Origin of the sequence: Caballeronia sp. LZ032, from assembly GCF_031451315.1 — a bacterium.
Taxonomy (GTDB): domain Bacteria; phylum Pseudomonadota; class Gammaproteobacteria; order Burkholderiales; family Burkholderiaceae; genus Caballeronia.
In genome coordinates this window covers 681,766-695,751 of sequence record NZ_JARUXP010000002.1, presented here as the reverse complement: position 1 = coordinate 695,751, position 13,986 = coordinate 681,766, and the positions used below count along the sequence as shown (strand labels likewise).

Annotated in this window: 14 protein-coding genes; 13 read left to right on the top strand and 1 reads right to left on the bottom strand. The window is 65.2% G+C overall.

Translation table 11 applies throughout. The features are described from left to right. The first annotated feature begins 19 nt into the window (after positions 1-19). Both QCE69_RS18680 and QCE69_RS18675 read left to right on the top strand, forming a co-directional pair. The gene (locus QCE69_RS18680; protein ID WP_309932205.1) at positions 20-949 is read left to right on the top strand and encodes an amidohydrolase family protein; all 930 of its coding nucleotides are present in this window, start codon (positions 20-22) and stop codon (positions 947-949) included. A gap of 38 nt (positions 950-987) precedes the next feature. Then, a complete protein-coding gene (locus QCE69_RS18675; RefSeq protein WP_309932204.1) occupies positions 988-2,286 on the top strand; it encodes an MFS transporter in 1,299 nt (432 codons plus the stop codon). A gap of 39 nt (positions 2,287-2,325) precedes the next feature. Here QCE69_RS18675 and QCE69_RS18670 read toward each other — a convergent pair whose 3' ends face one another. Further along, positions 2,326-3,000 carry a GntR family transcriptional regulator gene (locus QCE69_RS18670; protein WP_309932202.1) on the bottom strand — a complete coding sequence of 225 codons (675 nt, stop codon included), beginning with the start codon at positions 2,998-3,000 and terminating at the stop codon, positions 2,326-2,328. Positions 3,001-3,213: 213 nt separating this feature from the next. Here QCE69_RS18670 and QCE69_RS18665 point away from each other — a divergent pair, with 213 nt between their 5' ends. The 11 genes from QCE69_RS18665 to QCE69_RS18615 all read left to right on the top strand — a co-directional run bounded on the left by QCE69_RS18665 (position 3,214) and on the right by QCE69_RS18615 (position 13,867). Next, on the top strand, positions 3,214-3,966 hold the full coding sequence (locus tag QCE69_RS18665) for an ABC transporter substrate-binding protein (RefSeq protein WP_309921410.1): 753 nt from the start codon (positions 3,214-3,216) through the stop codon (positions 3,964-3,966). Between the two features lie 90 nt (positions 3,967-4,056). After that, positions 4,057-4,716 carry an amino acid ABC transporter permease gene (locus tag QCE69_RS18660; protein WP_309814048.1) on the top strand — a complete coding sequence of 220 codons (660 nt, stop codon included), beginning with the start codon at positions 4,057-4,059 and terminating at the stop codon, positions 4,714-4,716. Beyond that, the gene (locus QCE69_RS18655; protein WP_309814050.1) at positions 4,713-5,444 is read left to right on the top strand and encodes an amino acid ABC transporter ATP-binding protein; all 732 of its coding nucleotides are present in this window, start codon (positions 4,713-4,715) and stop codon (positions 5,442-5,444) included. Before QCE69_RS18660 ends, QCE69_RS18655 begins: the two co-directional genes overlap by 4 nt. Beyond that, complete coding sequence (locus tag QCE69_RS18650) at positions 5,437-6,777, top strand: FAD-binding oxidoreductase (protein WP_309932200.1); 1,341 nt, start codon at positions 5,437-5,439, stop codon at positions 6,775-6,777. The genes QCE69_RS18655 and QCE69_RS18650 overlap by 8 nt, the downstream gene beginning before the upstream one ends. Positions 6,778-6,835: 58 nt before the next feature. Continuing rightward, entirely contained in the window at positions 6,836-7,189 is a 354-nt protein-coding gene (locus tag QCE69_RS18645) for a cupin domain-containing protein (protein ID WP_309921401.1), read from the top strand. 165 nt (positions 7,190-7,354) lie between these two features. Continuing rightward, positions 7,355-8,701: an LLM class flavin-dependent oxidoreductase gene (locus QCE69_RS18640; RefSeq protein ID WP_309921398.1), complete on the top strand. Its 1,347-nt coding sequence runs from the start codon at positions 7,355-7,357 to the stop codon at positions 8,699-8,701. After that, entirely contained in the window at positions 8,698-9,240 is a 543-nt protein-coding gene (locus QCE69_RS18635) for a flavin reductase family protein (protein WP_309921395.1), read from the top strand. The genes QCE69_RS18640 and QCE69_RS18635 overlap by 4 nt, the downstream gene beginning before the upstream one ends. 73 nt (positions 9,241-9,313) lie before the next feature. After that, positions 9,314-10,609 (top strand): MFS transporter, encoded by a 1,296-nt coding sequence (locus QCE69_RS18630; protein ID WP_309814068.1) that lies wholly within the window; start codon positions 9,314-9,316, stop codon positions 10,607-10,609. 41 nt (positions 10,610-10,650) lie between these two features. Beyond that, positions 10,651-11,916, top strand: coding sequence for an FAD-binding oxidoreductase (locus QCE69_RS18625; RefSeq protein WP_309932199.1), 1,266 nt, complete (start codon positions 10,651-10,653; stop codon positions 11,914-11,916). Positions 11,917-11,958: 42 nt separating this feature from the next. Further along, positions 11,959-12,876, top strand: a complete 918-nt coding sequence (locus QCE69_RS18620; RefSeq protein WP_309814076.1) for a LysR substrate-binding domain-containing protein — start codon at positions 11,959-11,961, stop codon at positions 12,874-12,876. A gap of 52 nt (positions 12,877-12,928) precedes the next feature. Beyond that, a complete protein-coding gene (locus tag QCE69_RS18615) occupies positions 12,929-13,867 on the top strand; it encodes a glyoxylate/hydroxypyruvate reductase A (RefSeq protein WP_309932198.1) in 939 nt (312 codons plus the stop codon). The last annotated feature ends 119 nt before the right edge of the window (positions 13,868-13,986 follow it).

Genomic DNA, 13,986 nt, shown 5'->3' with positions numbered 1-13,986 from the left:
TCACTCAAAGGACTTCCGCATGACCACCCGGACCGACAACGCGCTCGGCTTCACATTGCCGATCTTCGACGCGCATCACCATTTCTGGGATCTGTCGGACGGCACGTTTCCGTGGCTCACCGACGAATACGACGACAGCTTCTTCCTCGGCGACTACCGCCAGATGTGCAGCGACTTCCTGCCCGAGCAATATCACCGCGCGACGGCGGGCTTCGACGTGATCGGCACGGTGCACGTGGAAGCGGAACGTTCGCGCAAGGAACAGGTGCGCGAAACCGAATGGCTCACGCAACTGAACGCCAAGACCGGGCTGCCGAGCGCGATCGTCGGTCATGTGTTCTTTGTGCAGCCGGATTGCGATGCGATTCTCGCGGGCCATGCCAAAAGCCCGCTGATGCGCGGCGTGCGCTCGAAGCCGGAGATCTCGGCGGGCCCGGGCGATTCGGTGCAGGGCCGTCCCGGCACGATGCAGGACGACGCCTGGCTGCGCGGCCTCGCCCTGCTCGGCAAGTACGGCTTCTCGTGGGATTTGCGCGTGCCGTACTGGCATCTGGAGGAAGCCGCGGCGGTGGCGCGGGCCTTCCCCGATACGCCGATCGTCACGAATCACCTGGGCCTGCCGCTCGACCGCTCGGAGGAAGGCATCGCGATCTGGCGCACGGGGATGGAAGCGCTCGCGGCCTGCCCGAACGTGTTCCTGAAGGTGTCGGAACTCGGCCTGCCGAACGGCACGTGGGACAGCGAGAGCAACCGCCGCGTGATCCGCGAAGCCGTGGAGCTGTTCGGCTATGACCGCTCGATGTTCGCGAGCAACCTGCCGGTGGGCAATCTGTCGGCGACGATGACGGAGATCGTCGCCGATGTGCTCGCGGCCGTTCCGCGAGCCGACGAAACGCAACTGCGCCAGCTGTTCGCCGGCACGGCGAAACGCTTTTACCGCATCGACTGACCCTGATTCGTTCCGAAAAAAACATTACGAGACAAGCAATGCAGACCATCGACGAAAACGCGCTGTTCCGGAAAATATCGATACGGATCCTTCCGGTTTTGATGCTCGGTTTTTTCTTTTCTTATCTGAACCGCGTGAACGTGGGCTTCGCCAAGCTGCAAATGGCGAGCGACCTGAGCTTCAGCGACGCCGTCTATGGCTTCGGCGCGGGCATCTTCTTCGTCGGCTATTTTTTGCTTGAAGTGCCGAGCAACGTGATCCTGCACAAGGTGGGCGCGCGGCGCTGGATCTCGCGCATCATGGTGACGTGGGGACTGCTGTCGTGCGCGTCGATCTTCGTGCGCACGCCCACACAGTTCTACATCATGCGTTTCCTGCTCGGTCTCGCCGAAGCGGGCTTCATTCCGGGCGCGATCTACTACATGAGCCAGTGGTACCCGTCCGCGCGACGCGGCCGCGCCTGGGGCGTGTTCTATATCGCGCTGGCTTCGTCGGGGGTGATCGGCGGGCTGGTGTCGGGGTCGATTCTCGGCTTCATGTCGGGACTTGGCGGCCTGCGCGGCTGGCAATGGCTGATCCTCGTCGAAGGCGTGCCCACCGTACTGCTCGGCATCTATATCTTCTTCCGCATGAGCGAGGACATTGGCCGGGTGAAGTGGCTGTCGGAGCCGGAGAAGACGCACCTGACCAGCCTGCTTGCCACGGAGAACCGCGACAAGCTCGGCCACGGTTTCACGGCGCTGCTCGGCAACGGGCGCATCTGGGCGCTGGTCGTGATCTACTTCGTCTACAACATGGGCCTCTACGCCATCAGCTTCTGGATGCCGACGCTGGTGCAGAAGATGGGCGTGAAGGATGCGTTCACCATCGGCGTGATGACGGCGATTCCGGGCGTGTGCGCCATCGTCAGCATGCTGGCCTTCGGCTACAGCGCGGACCGGCACAATGAACGCAAGTGGCATCTGATCGTGGCGTTCGCGATGGCGGCGGTCGGCTTCTCGCTGTGCGTGCTGTGGCAGACGCAGCCGGTCCTCGGCCTGGTTGCGCTGTGCATCGCGAACATGGGCGTGCTGTCGATTCCCGCGCTGTTCTGGAGCCTGCCGACCGCGTTCCTGACCGGCGTCACGGCGGCGGCGGGCATTGCGATGATCAACTCGATCGGCAATCTCGCGGGCTTCGTCTCGCCGTACATGATCGGTTATCTGAAGGACCTCACCGGACGCACCGATACCGCGTTGTTCGTCGTGGCGGGCGGGCTCGTGCTGGGCGCGCTGCTGGTGGCGGCGATCGTCCGCTCGCGTTCGCATGCGCCGCAGGTGAGCGTGGAAGCGCGTTGAGGCATGGACTCACTGCCGCACACGGCGCGGCAGTCGCGTTCAATCCTTGCGCCGCCGCGTCCCGAAGTGCAGATCGACCACGCTGCGAATGTGATACGTCATCTCCGCGATGCCGATGGTGGCATCGCGACGTTCCAGCGCGCTCAGCACGCGCGAGTGTTCGTCGATGGAATACTTGAGCCAGTTGGGCACGTCGTATTCGCGGCCGCGCGTCAGGCGGATCTTTTCGTGGATGGCCGTCAACTGCTGCAACAGCAACCCGTTGCCCGCGCCTTCCGCGAGCGTCAGATGAAAGGCCGAGTCGTATACCGAGAAGCGTTGCCGGTCATTTGCCGCCAGCGCCTCCACCTGCCCGGCGATGGTTTCCCGCAGCCGGTCGAGGATGGAATCGTCGGCGCGCTCGACGCATAGCCGCACCGCCGTGGTTTCGAGACTCTCGCGGACCTCGTACAGGTCACGGACGTCACTGGGCGTCAGGTCCTTCACCTGATAAAAGCGCCCCTTGCGCTCGACGAAGCCTTCGTCGAGCAACTGCCGCAACGCCTCGCGCACCGGCGTGCGGCTCACGCCGTAGTGCGAGGCCAGCTCCACTTCCTGTAGCGGCGCGCCCGCCAGCAGGCGCATCTCCAGGATCCCGGCCTTGATGCTGCCGTACACGCTGCCACGCAACGGCCCGTTGGCCGCGCCTTCGCCAATCACGTCGTCGTCCGACATCTTCATCCTCTCCGTCGCTTGGGCCGCCAGCCGGCATTGCCCATCGGTTCAGCATACCGAAAATCTGTCCAAACGGAAAAATACCGACGAAAAACCCGAAATTTAAACTTGTTATGCTTTTTTGACGTGTTTAATGTATACCGAAAGCCGCATGAAATCTGATTGCGGCAAGCGACATCACGGTAACGACCACTTCAAAAGGGGAGCTTCGCAATGAGGAACTGGCTTGGATTTTTCGCGGGTATCGCGATGGTAGCGGGAGTCACCCTGAGCGGCACGGCAGGCGCCGAGACGCTGAAAGTGGGCTCCACGCCCACGGGCGTACCGTTCACGTACCTCGATACGAAGACCGACACCATCACCGGCGTCATGGTGGACATCATGAGCCTGGTCGGCAAGGAAGCGGGCGATAACGTCACCACCGTGCCGCTGGCGTGGTCGGCGCTGATTCCGTCGCTCACCACCGGCAAGATCGATGCTGTCGCCGCCGCGATGTTCATCACGCCGGACCGCCAGAAAGTGGTCGATTTCACCGACCCCGTCTACCAGTACGGCGAAGGCCTGATCGTGCCGAAGTCCGACACGAAGAACTACGTGAGCTTCGCGGACCTGAAGGGCAAGGTGGTGGGCGCGCAGATCGGCACGCCGTTCCTGAAGGCGATGCAGGACTCCGGCCTGTTCGCCGAAGTGAAGGTCTATGAAACGCTCCAGGATCTGCTGCGCGACACCAACACCGGCCGCGTGGATGCCGCCGTCGCCGACTATCCGATCCTCGCCTACCAGGTCTCGCACGGCGGCTTCAACAACACGCGTCTCGTCACCAGCTACAAGCCCGTGATGCCGGGGCAGATCGGCATTGCGGTGCAGAAGGGTCATCCGGAGCGCGTCGCGAAGCTCAACGCCGCCATTGCCAAGGTCAAGGCCGACGGCCGGATCGACGCCGTCGTGAAGAAGTGGGGTCTCTGATCTCCATCTGGGCGGGGCCTGTCCGGCCCCGGCGCCGCAGATGTTCGAGCAACCCTGCTCTGGCCGGCAACGGCCAGGAGAACCTGATTCATGCAAGACTTTTTCCAGCACTCGGCCGAGTACCTGCCGATCCTTCTACGCGGCGTCAAGCTGACGATCGTCGTCACGATCGGCTCGCTGCTGCTCTCGACCGTGCTCGGCATGGTATGGGCGCTGATGCGGGTGTCGGGCGTGCGTTCGCTCGACCTGATCGCACGCGGCGTCATCAACTTCATTCGCGGCGTGCCGATCATCGTGCAGCTGTTCGTGATCTATTTCGTGCTGCCGGACTTCGGCATCTCGATCACGGCCTTGCAGGCAGCGATCATCGGTCTGGGCGTCGCGTATTCGGCGTACCAGGCGGAGAACTTCCGCGCCGGTATCCAGGCCATCGACAAGGGGCAGATCGAGGCCGCGCATTCCATCGGCATGCGCGGCGCGATGACCATGCGCCGCGTGATCCTGCCGCAGGCCTTCCGGATCGCGCTGCCGCCCTACGGCAACACCATGATCATGATGCTCAAGGACAGCTCGCAGGCATCGACCATCACGGTGGCCGAGCTCGCGCTGCAAGGCAAGCTGATTGCATCGTCCACCTTCCAGAACACGACGGTGTTCACGCTGGTCGCGGCGCTCTATCTGGTGATGTGCATTCCGCTGTTCCTGCTCGTGGGCCAGCTTGAAAAGAGACTCGGGAGCGGACGCAAATGATCGAACTGCACGACATTCACAAGAGCTACGGTTCGCTCGAAGTCATCAAGGGCGTGTCGGCCACGGTGTCGAAGGGTGAAGTGGTGTGCCTCATCGGTCCTTCGGGGTCGGGCAAGTCCACCATCCTGCGCTGCATCAACGGGCTGGAGAACTATCAGTCGGGCACCATCACCGTCGAAGGGCGCAAGGTGGACGCGGCGCACCGCTCGATCGCCGAACTGCGCGCGAGCGTGTCGATGGTGTTCCAACGCTTCAACCTGTTTCCGCACCGGACAGTGCTCGAGAACGTGATCGAAGGTCCTATCTTCGTCAGGCGCGAGCCGCGCAAGGAAGCCATGGAACGCGGCCGCAGCCTGCTGGCGCGCGTCGGCCTGTCGGCCAAGGAACACGCGTATCCGGCCCAACTGTCGGGCGGCCAGCAGCAGCGCGTGGCAATCGCCCGGGCGCTCGCCATGCAGCCGAAGGCCATTCTCTTCGACGAACCGACCTCCGCGCTCGACCCGGAACTCGTCGGCGAAGTCCTCGCGGTGATGCGCAGCCTCGCCGACGAGCAGATGACGATGATCGTCGTCACGCATGAAATGGGCTTCGCGCGCGATGTCGCGGACCGCGTGCTGTTTCTGGACCGCGGCACGATCGTCGAACAAGGCGCGGCCAAGGAGGTGCTCGGCAATCCGCAGCATCCGCGAACCCAGGACTTTCTGAAGCGAGTCATCGAGCATGTCTGATTCCACGCTGACGCCCGCCGCGCAATTCCGCGCCACCGCGCCCGGCGAACTCTTCCCGCTGGCCCCTTCGCTGTGGGCTCACACGGCTGTTCCCGCCGTCTCCACGCCCGCGCTCGGCGCGAGCTGCACGGCGGATGTCGTGATCGTCGGCGCCGGCTATGCCGGCCTGTCGACGGCCTGCCATCTCGCGAAGAACGGCGTGAATGTCGTCGTGCTGGAAGCGCGCGAACCGGGCTGGGGCGGCTCGGGCCGCAACGGCGGGCAGATCATTCCGGGCCTCAAGTACGATCCGGACGAACTCGAAGCGCGCTTCGGCGCTGAAGCGGGCCGCGCGGTGGCGGCCTTCGCCGGCTCCACGACCGAGCACGTCTTCAGGATGATCGACACCGAAAAGCTCGCGGTGCCGCACGTGCGCCACGGCTGGGTGCAGGGCGCGCACAACGACGCCGCGCTGCTTACGGTCGAGTCGCGCATGCGTCAATGGGAGCGGCGCGGCCTGAAAGGCGCGCAACTGCTGGACGCCGCGCAAGTGCGCAACCTGCTCGGCACGCAGGCATACAAGGGCGGCTGGCTCGACCCGCGCGCGGGCGGCCTGCAGCCGCTGACGTATGCGCGTGAACTCGCCCGTGTGGCCATGGCCTCGGGCGCCCGCATCTTCGGCCAGACGCCCGTGACGGGCTGGCAGCGGGAAGGCAATGCGTGGAAGGTGAACACGGCATTGGGGCCGCATGTGACGGCCAGGACGGTCATCGTGTGCACGAATGCCTACACGCGCGAACTGTCCTCGAAGCTGTCGAGCACGGTGATCACGCCGAACTCGTATCAACTCTCCACGGCGCCGCTGACCGCGCAACAGGCCGAGAGCGTCATGCCGGGCGGACAGGTGTCCTCGGACACACGCAACCTGCTGCTGTATTTCCGCAAGGACCATACGGGCCGCCTGCTGATGGGCGGACGCGGGCCGTTCCGCCAGCCTGCGTCGAACAACGACTGGGCGCATCTCGAACGCGCCGTCGTGAAGATGTTCCCGCAGCTCGCGGGCATTGCATTCGATCATCGCTGGTGCGGCCATGTCTCGGTCACGCGCGATTTCCTGCCGCATGTGCATGAACCGGAGCCGGGCTTGCTCATCAACATCGGCTGCATGGGTCGCGGCGTCGCGCTGGAAACCGCGATGGGCGATGCGCTCGCCCGCTACACCCTCACCCGCGACGTGCGCGCCCTGCCCTTCCCGCTGACGCGCATTTCGCCGATCCCGTTCCACGGCTTGCAGCGGCTCTATCTGGCGGCGGTGGTGAGCTGGTATCGCATGCGCGACGCCGGATTGCTGTGATCGCGGTTATCGCTCCCGGCTATCGCTCTTTCTGACACGACCTTATTAAACCCAGCCCATGTCCCTGCTCGTCTCTCTCGACACCGCGCCCGATTTCGCCCCGCAACCCGGCGCGCCGCTGCCCGAACGCCTGATCTCGGGCAACCCGCAGAACCAGACCTGGCTGCTCGACGAAGCCTTCGACGGCAAGATCCAGACCGGCATCTGGGAATCGACGCCGGGTGCGAACCGCTCGATCCGCGGTGAGATGTTCGAGTTCTGCCACATCCTGTCGGGCGTCGTGGAAATCACCGAGGACGGCGGCTCGCCCGTCCGCTTCGGCCCCGGCGACAGCTTCCTGATCAAGCCCGGTTTCACCGGCGTGTGGCGCAACATCGAGACGGTACGGAAGATTTTCGTCATCTACGAGTAGTTCCAGAGGCCCGCTGCACCGCACTGACGCCGCCCTATTCGGTTTCCGGATAGCCGACCAATTTTGACAGCGTTGAGTCGCCCGATTTCGCGACTCACCATGCTTACATGACGCCGCTTCACACCGGAGCGGCGAGATGAACGGCAGCACATGGAGGTGTCGGAAATGACGAAGGACGGCAAACTCAGACTCGGTCTCTCGATGCGGTATCTCGGCTATCACGTGGCCGCGTGGCGGCATCCGTCGGTGCCCGCCGATGGCGCGCTCAGCTTCGAGCATTTCCTGAACACGGCGCGCAAGGCGGAAGCCGCGCACTTCGACATGATCTTCTTCGCGGATGGCCTCGGCATCCGCGCCAACGACAATCCCAAGGGCTCGCTCGCCCGCGACATGCGCAACGCGGAACTCGAACCGCTGACGCTGCTGGCGGCGCTCGCGGCCACGACGCGCAACATCGGCCTGGTGGCGACGGCATCGACCACCTACAACGAGCCGTTCCACATCGCGCGCAAATATGCATCGATCGATCACATCAGCGGCGGGCGCGCGGGCTGGAACGTGGTGACGTCGTGGTCGGACGAAGAGGCGCAGAACTTCAGCCGCACCGAGAACCTCGCCTACGCGGACCGCTACGAACGCGCCGACGAATTCGTCGACGTCGTGCGCTCGCTGTGGAACAGCTGGGAAGACGATGCCTTCGTGCGCGACAAGGACTCCGGCCTGTTCTACGACGAAGCGAAGCTGCACACGCCGAACCACAAGGGCAAGCACTTCCAGGTGCGCGGTCCGCTGAACTCGGCGCGCACGCCGCAGGGACAGCCGGTCATCGTGCAGGCGGGCGCGTCCGAAGCGGGCCGCCGGCTCGCGGCGCGCTGTGCGGAAGTGGTGTACAGCAACTCGCACGATCTCAGCAGCGCGCAGGCCTATTACGCCGACCTCAAGGGCCGGCTCGCCGCTCATGGCCGGCAGCCGGATGACCTGCTCATCATGCCGGGCATCGCGCCCTTCGTCGCGGCGACGCGCGAGGAAGCGCGCGACAAGTACGAGGAACTCCAGGCGCTGATCCATCCGCTGAGCGGGCTGGCGGCGCTGTACGGCCAATTGGGCGATCTGTCGGCCTATCCGCTGGATGGCCCGGTGCCCGATCTGAATACGGCGAACACGAAGAACATCGGCAGCATCGCGCAGAACCTGGTCGAGGTCGCGCATGCCGAGAACCTGTCGATCCGCCAACTCGGCCAGCGCGTGGCGTCGACGTTCGGCGTGCGTCTGCTGATCGGCACGGCGGCGGATGTCGCCGACGAAATGGAACACTGGTTCCGCAACGACGCCGCCGACGGCTTCAACATCTGCCCGCCGATTCTGCCCACCGGCATGGACGACATGAGCGACTTTCTCGTGCCCGAACTGCGTCGGCGCGGGCTGTTCCGCTCGCGCTACGAAGGCACGACCTTGCGCGCGAACCTCGGCCTCGCGCCGAGCGTCTTCCAGCGCATCGGAGGCGCGTCATGATGCCGACCGCAACCGCAACCGATACCGAACACAGCTTCCAGGACGCCATGGCGCTGTTCGCGGCGGGCGTCACGGCCGTCACCACCTTGCGCGACGGCAAGCCCGCGGGATTGATCGCGACCTCGGTGTGCAGCCTGTCGTCGGATCCGCCTTCGCTCGTCGTGTGCGTGAACAAGAACGCCTCCGCGCACGATGCCATCGTCGCGCACGGCACGTTCGCGGTGAACCTGCTGTCGGTGGAACAAAGCGACATCGTCGATCGCTTTCGCGCGGCAAAAGGCGATGCGCGCTTCGAGCCCGGTCAGTGGACGACGCTCGAAACCGGCGCGCCTGTGCTCGCCGATGCCGCCGTCGTGCTCGATTGCCGGCTCGACAAGTGTCACGACGGCTACACGCATTCGATTTTCGTCGGCGTGATCGAGCGGATTTCGTCGCGCCGCGATGCCGATTCCGCTTGTCTGCTCTGGCATGGCCGGAGCTTCGCGCGCAGCACGCCACTAGGTGCGGCGCAAAGGGTTTCAAAGGCAGTTGAGGTCTGAACCAGCACTATCGCTATTGAACGTTGGCACCACGGCATCCGGCGGCCGCTCCGCCTGCTCAAGACTGCAAAGGATGAATATGTTGAACAAGGCCAGCACCCTCGACGCCCCGGTCGTGGACCAACCCGCTCCAAACCGCGTGCGGGATGTCATCGCCGCGAACTTCGGCACGTTCTTCGAATGGTTCGACCTGCTGGTGTACGCGATGTTCGCGATCACCGTGTCGAAGCTGTTCTTCCCGACCGGCGACGGCCAATCCGCGCTGCTGCTCAGTCTGCTCACCTTCGGCAGTTCCTTCGTCATCCGTCCGGTGGGCGCGATCGTGCTCGGCGTCATCGCGGACCGGCGCGGGCGGCGCTTCGCGCTCAGTCTGGCCGCCCTGCTGATGCTGCTCGGGACGGCGTCCATCGCCGTGGTGCCGACCTATGACAGCATCGGCGTGCTCGCGCCGGTGATTCTCGTCGCCGGACGCCTGCTGCAAGGCTTTTCGGCGGGCGGGGAATTCGGCGCCGCGAACTCGTTCCTGACCGAACAGGACAAGCGCCGCATGGCCTTCTTCGGCAGCCTGCAGTTTTCGGCGTCGGGTCTCGCGGTGCTGACGTCGTCGCTGTTCGCGTACTGCATCAACCACTTCCTGACGGCCGAGCAGGTCAATTCGTGGGGCTGGCGCCTGCCCTTCGTGTTCGGCTGCCTGATCGGGCCGGTCGGGCTGTATATCCGCCGCAAGGTGAGCGAGACCGCCGACTTCGAACAGGTGAAGAAGACCGAGCATTCGCCGCTGCGTGAAACCGCGCGCTCGCACAAATCCGCCGTGCTGATTGGCGCGATCGTCGCGGGCGCGGGCGGGCTGGCGAGCTTCATCAACATCTACATGCCGACCTTCGCCATCAACAATCTCGGCGTCAGCAAGGACGCGGCGTTTTCGTCGTCGATCGCGAGCGGCCTGGTGTGCGTGCTGCTGCCGCTGGTCGGCGGCATGGCGGCGGACCGCTTCGGCACGGTAAAGGTGATGCGCGCCGCGCTCCTCACCGGCATGGTGCTGATCCTGCCGCTCTTTTACATGCTGACGCGCGCGCCGGGCCCGGTCACGCTCGTCGCGTTCCAGTGCATTCTTTCGCTGGTGTTCTACAGCTTCTACTACTCGCCGGTCGGATCGCTCCTGTCGCAGCTGTTTCCGGCGAGCTGCCGCACGACCGGCGTGTCGCTCGCCTATGTGATCGCGATGACGCTGTTCGGCGGCCTCACGCCGCTGGTGACGAGCCTGCTGGTCAAGACCACCGGCAGCATCATGTCGCCCGCGTGGTATCTGATCGCCGTCTCGGCGCTCGCGCTCTGCGGTCTGGCCGCGAGCCGGAAGCGCCTCGCCTGACGGCCGGGCCGCATCGACTGACTCATTTCGGAGCAAGCGAGTTGAAACCGGATCTGCCCAAGCAAGTGTCCGTCGCCATTGTCGGCGGCGGGATCATCGGCGTGAGTTGCGCGCTGGCGCTGGCCCGCAAGGGCGTCGACGTCGCGGTGTTCGAAAAGGGCACGGTGGCGGGCGAGCAGTCGTCGCGCAACTGGGGCTGGATTCGCAGCGTGGGCCGCGACGTGCGTGAGTTGCCCTTGTCGATGCTTGCGAACGAACTCTGGCAAGAGATCCAGTCGCAGGTCGACGTCGGCTATCGCACCACCGGCCTCGCCTATCTCGCCGCCTCCGATGCCGACATGGCCGCTCACGAGAAGTGGCTCGCCGCCGCGCAGACGAAGGGCGCGCACGCGCGGCTCATGGACCGCGCCGCGCTGGCGAAACTGATCCCGCCTTCGCAGCGGCCGTGGGCGGGCGCGCTGTACAGCGATGCCGACGGCGTCGCCGAGCCGCTCGCCGCCACGCGCGGCATCGCCGACCTGGCGCGGGCGCACGGCGCGCGCATCATCGAACACTGCGCGGTGCGCGGGCTCGACGTGGCCGCCGGACGCGTCGCGGGCATCGTGACCGAGCACGGGCGCGTGCAATGCGCGGACGTCGTGCTGGCGGGCGGCGCGTGGTCGCGGCTGTTCTGCGGCAATCACGCCATCGACTTTCCGCAGCTCAAGGTGCATGCCTCGGTGATGCAGACCGCGCCCATCGATGCCGGTCTCGATGTCACCATCAACGGCGGCGACTTCACCTGCCGCAAGCGCAGCGACGGCGGCTACACGGTGTCGAAGCTCGGCGCATCAGTCGCGGATCTCACGCCCGACAGCATCCGTCTCAGCACGAAGTTCATGCGCGCGTGGCTCAGCGAGCGCAAGTATCTGAAGCTGCGCCTGGGCCGGCGCTTCTTCGAGGAGATGATGATTCCGCGCCGCTTCGGCCTCGACCGTCCGTCGCCGTTCGAAGCGTGCAGGACGCTCGACCCGGCCGCCAACCTGCCGATGCTGCACGACGCGCTCGCGCGGCTCAAGGCCGCGTTCCCGAGCTTCGCAAACGCCACCATCCAGCGTGCGTGGGCCGGCATGATCGACGTGACGCCGGACGCCATACCGGTCATCTCGAAGGTCAAGGCGCTGCCCGGCTTTCACCTCGGCTCGGGCTTCTCGGGACACGGCTTCGGCATCGGGCCGGCCGCCGGACAGGTGCTGGCGGATCTGGTGACGGGCGACCGACCGCGCGTCGATCCGCGTGACTTTGCTCTCGAACGGTTTTCCTTCTAGGATGGGGGCTTCCGTTTGCAGGGCGGTTGCGCCGTCGTCATCATGAACATCCGGCAACTCGAAGCATTCCAGGCCACGATGAAGGTCGGCACGATGATCGGCGCCGCCGAACTGCTCGGGCTGTCGCAGCCGTCCGTCAGCAGGCTCATCAGCGACTTCGAACGCGCACTGGGCGTCACGCTGTTCGACCGCGCCAACGGCAGGCTCGTGCCGACGCCGGAAGCCCGCATGATCCGCGAACAGGTCGAGGCGACCATCCGCTCGCACGAACGCATCGCCGAACTCGCCGCCGACGTGCGCAAGCTGCGCGTCGGAAGCATTGCGATTGCCTGCATGCCCGCGCTCGGCATCACCTTCATGCCCACGGTGATCGCGCGCTTTCGCGAGGCGCATCCGGAAGTGGACGTGTCGCTCGATGTGCAGATGTCCTCGAAGATCGAGGACTGGATCGCGGCGCAGCAGATCGATTTCGGGCTCGCCGAACTGCCGGCCGTCGCGGACGATCTGACCGTCGACGAGTTCTGCAACGTGCCCTACTACGCGGTGATGAAGAAGCAGCACGAACTGTCGGCGAAGGACGTACTCGCGCCGCAGGACTTCGAAGGACGCACCTTCATCTCGATGACTGGCCACTACCAGCCGCGCGGCCACGTGGACCGTTTCTTCGACAGTCACGACGTGAGCCGGATCACGCGCATCGATACGTCGCTGTCGCATGCTACGTGCGAGATGGCGGCGCTGGATCTGGGCATCGGCTTCGTCGATCCGTTCAGCGTGCATGGCTATCTGGATCGCGTCGATGCCCGGCCGGTGGATCCCTGTATCCGCTTTCGCGTCGGGCTGATGTATCCGACGCATCGTCCGCTGTCGAAGCTCGGGCGCACGTTCGTCGCGTTCATGAAGGAGTTCCGCGACGAATGGCTCGCCGACGTGGCCGCCCGATGCCGTCCGGCCGCCTGACGCGGTACCTTGTTTTCACGATTGCAGCGCACTATCGAGGAGAGGCGTTTTCATGTTGTTACTGGTCAATTCGGGCGGACCCGGCGCGGTCGGCGAGTGGCGGGATCATTTTGCGAAGTGGCTGCCCGAACTCGAGGTGCGCGGCTGGAACGATCCCGAAGTCGACGATGCGAAGGTGGACTTCGTCCTCGTCTGGGAACCGACGCCGGGACGTCTGGCACGCATGCCCGCGCTGAAGATCGTGTTCAGCGCGGCGGCGGGCGTCGATCACATCATGGCCGACCGATCCGTGCCCGCGCATCTGCCCATCGTGCGGATGGTCACGCCCGAGACCACCGAACGCATGTCGGACTACGTGATGGCCGCGTGCTTCGGCATCACGCGGGATTTTGCCGCGCTTAACGATGCGCAGCGCCGGCGTAGCTGGAACGACGAGCTGATCGGCAGGCGCTCGGGCGAGACGAACGTGGCCGTGCTCGGTCTCGGCGAACTCGGCGCGGCCTGTGCGCAACGGCTCGCGCTGAACGGCTTTCAGGTCCGGGGCTGGTCGCGTTCGCCGGGAAACTTGCAGGGTGTGACGTGCTACAGCGGCAATGAAGCACTCGATGCCCTGCTCGACAACGCGCACATCGTGGTCAATCTGCTGCCCGACACGCCGCAGACGCGCGGCATGATCGACGCGGCCTTGCTCGCAAGACTGCCGGTGGGCGCGTCCATCGTGAACGCGGGCCGTGGTCCGCAAGTCGCGCTCGACGACGTGCTCGCCGCGCTCGACGAAGGCCGCCTGCGCAGCGCGTGGCTCGATGTCTTCGAGCAAGAGCCGCTCGATCCGGACAGCCGCCTCTGGTCTCATCCGGGCGTGGTCGTCACGCCGCATGTGGCTTCGCTGCCTTCTCGCGGCGCACGGGCGGAGCAGGTCGCGCGGGCGCTGCGCGAGCATCTCGAAGGCAAGCCCTTGCAGCATGTGTATGACCGGGTGCTGGGATATTGAGTCTGCCGAGTCCGAAAGCAGCTGAACTGAACGACTGGACACTTCTTTTGCAGCGCTCCTTCGCCACAAGAGCGAACAACGAGCGGAAAAGCGCTGCATTTTGACCTTGTTTAGAGACA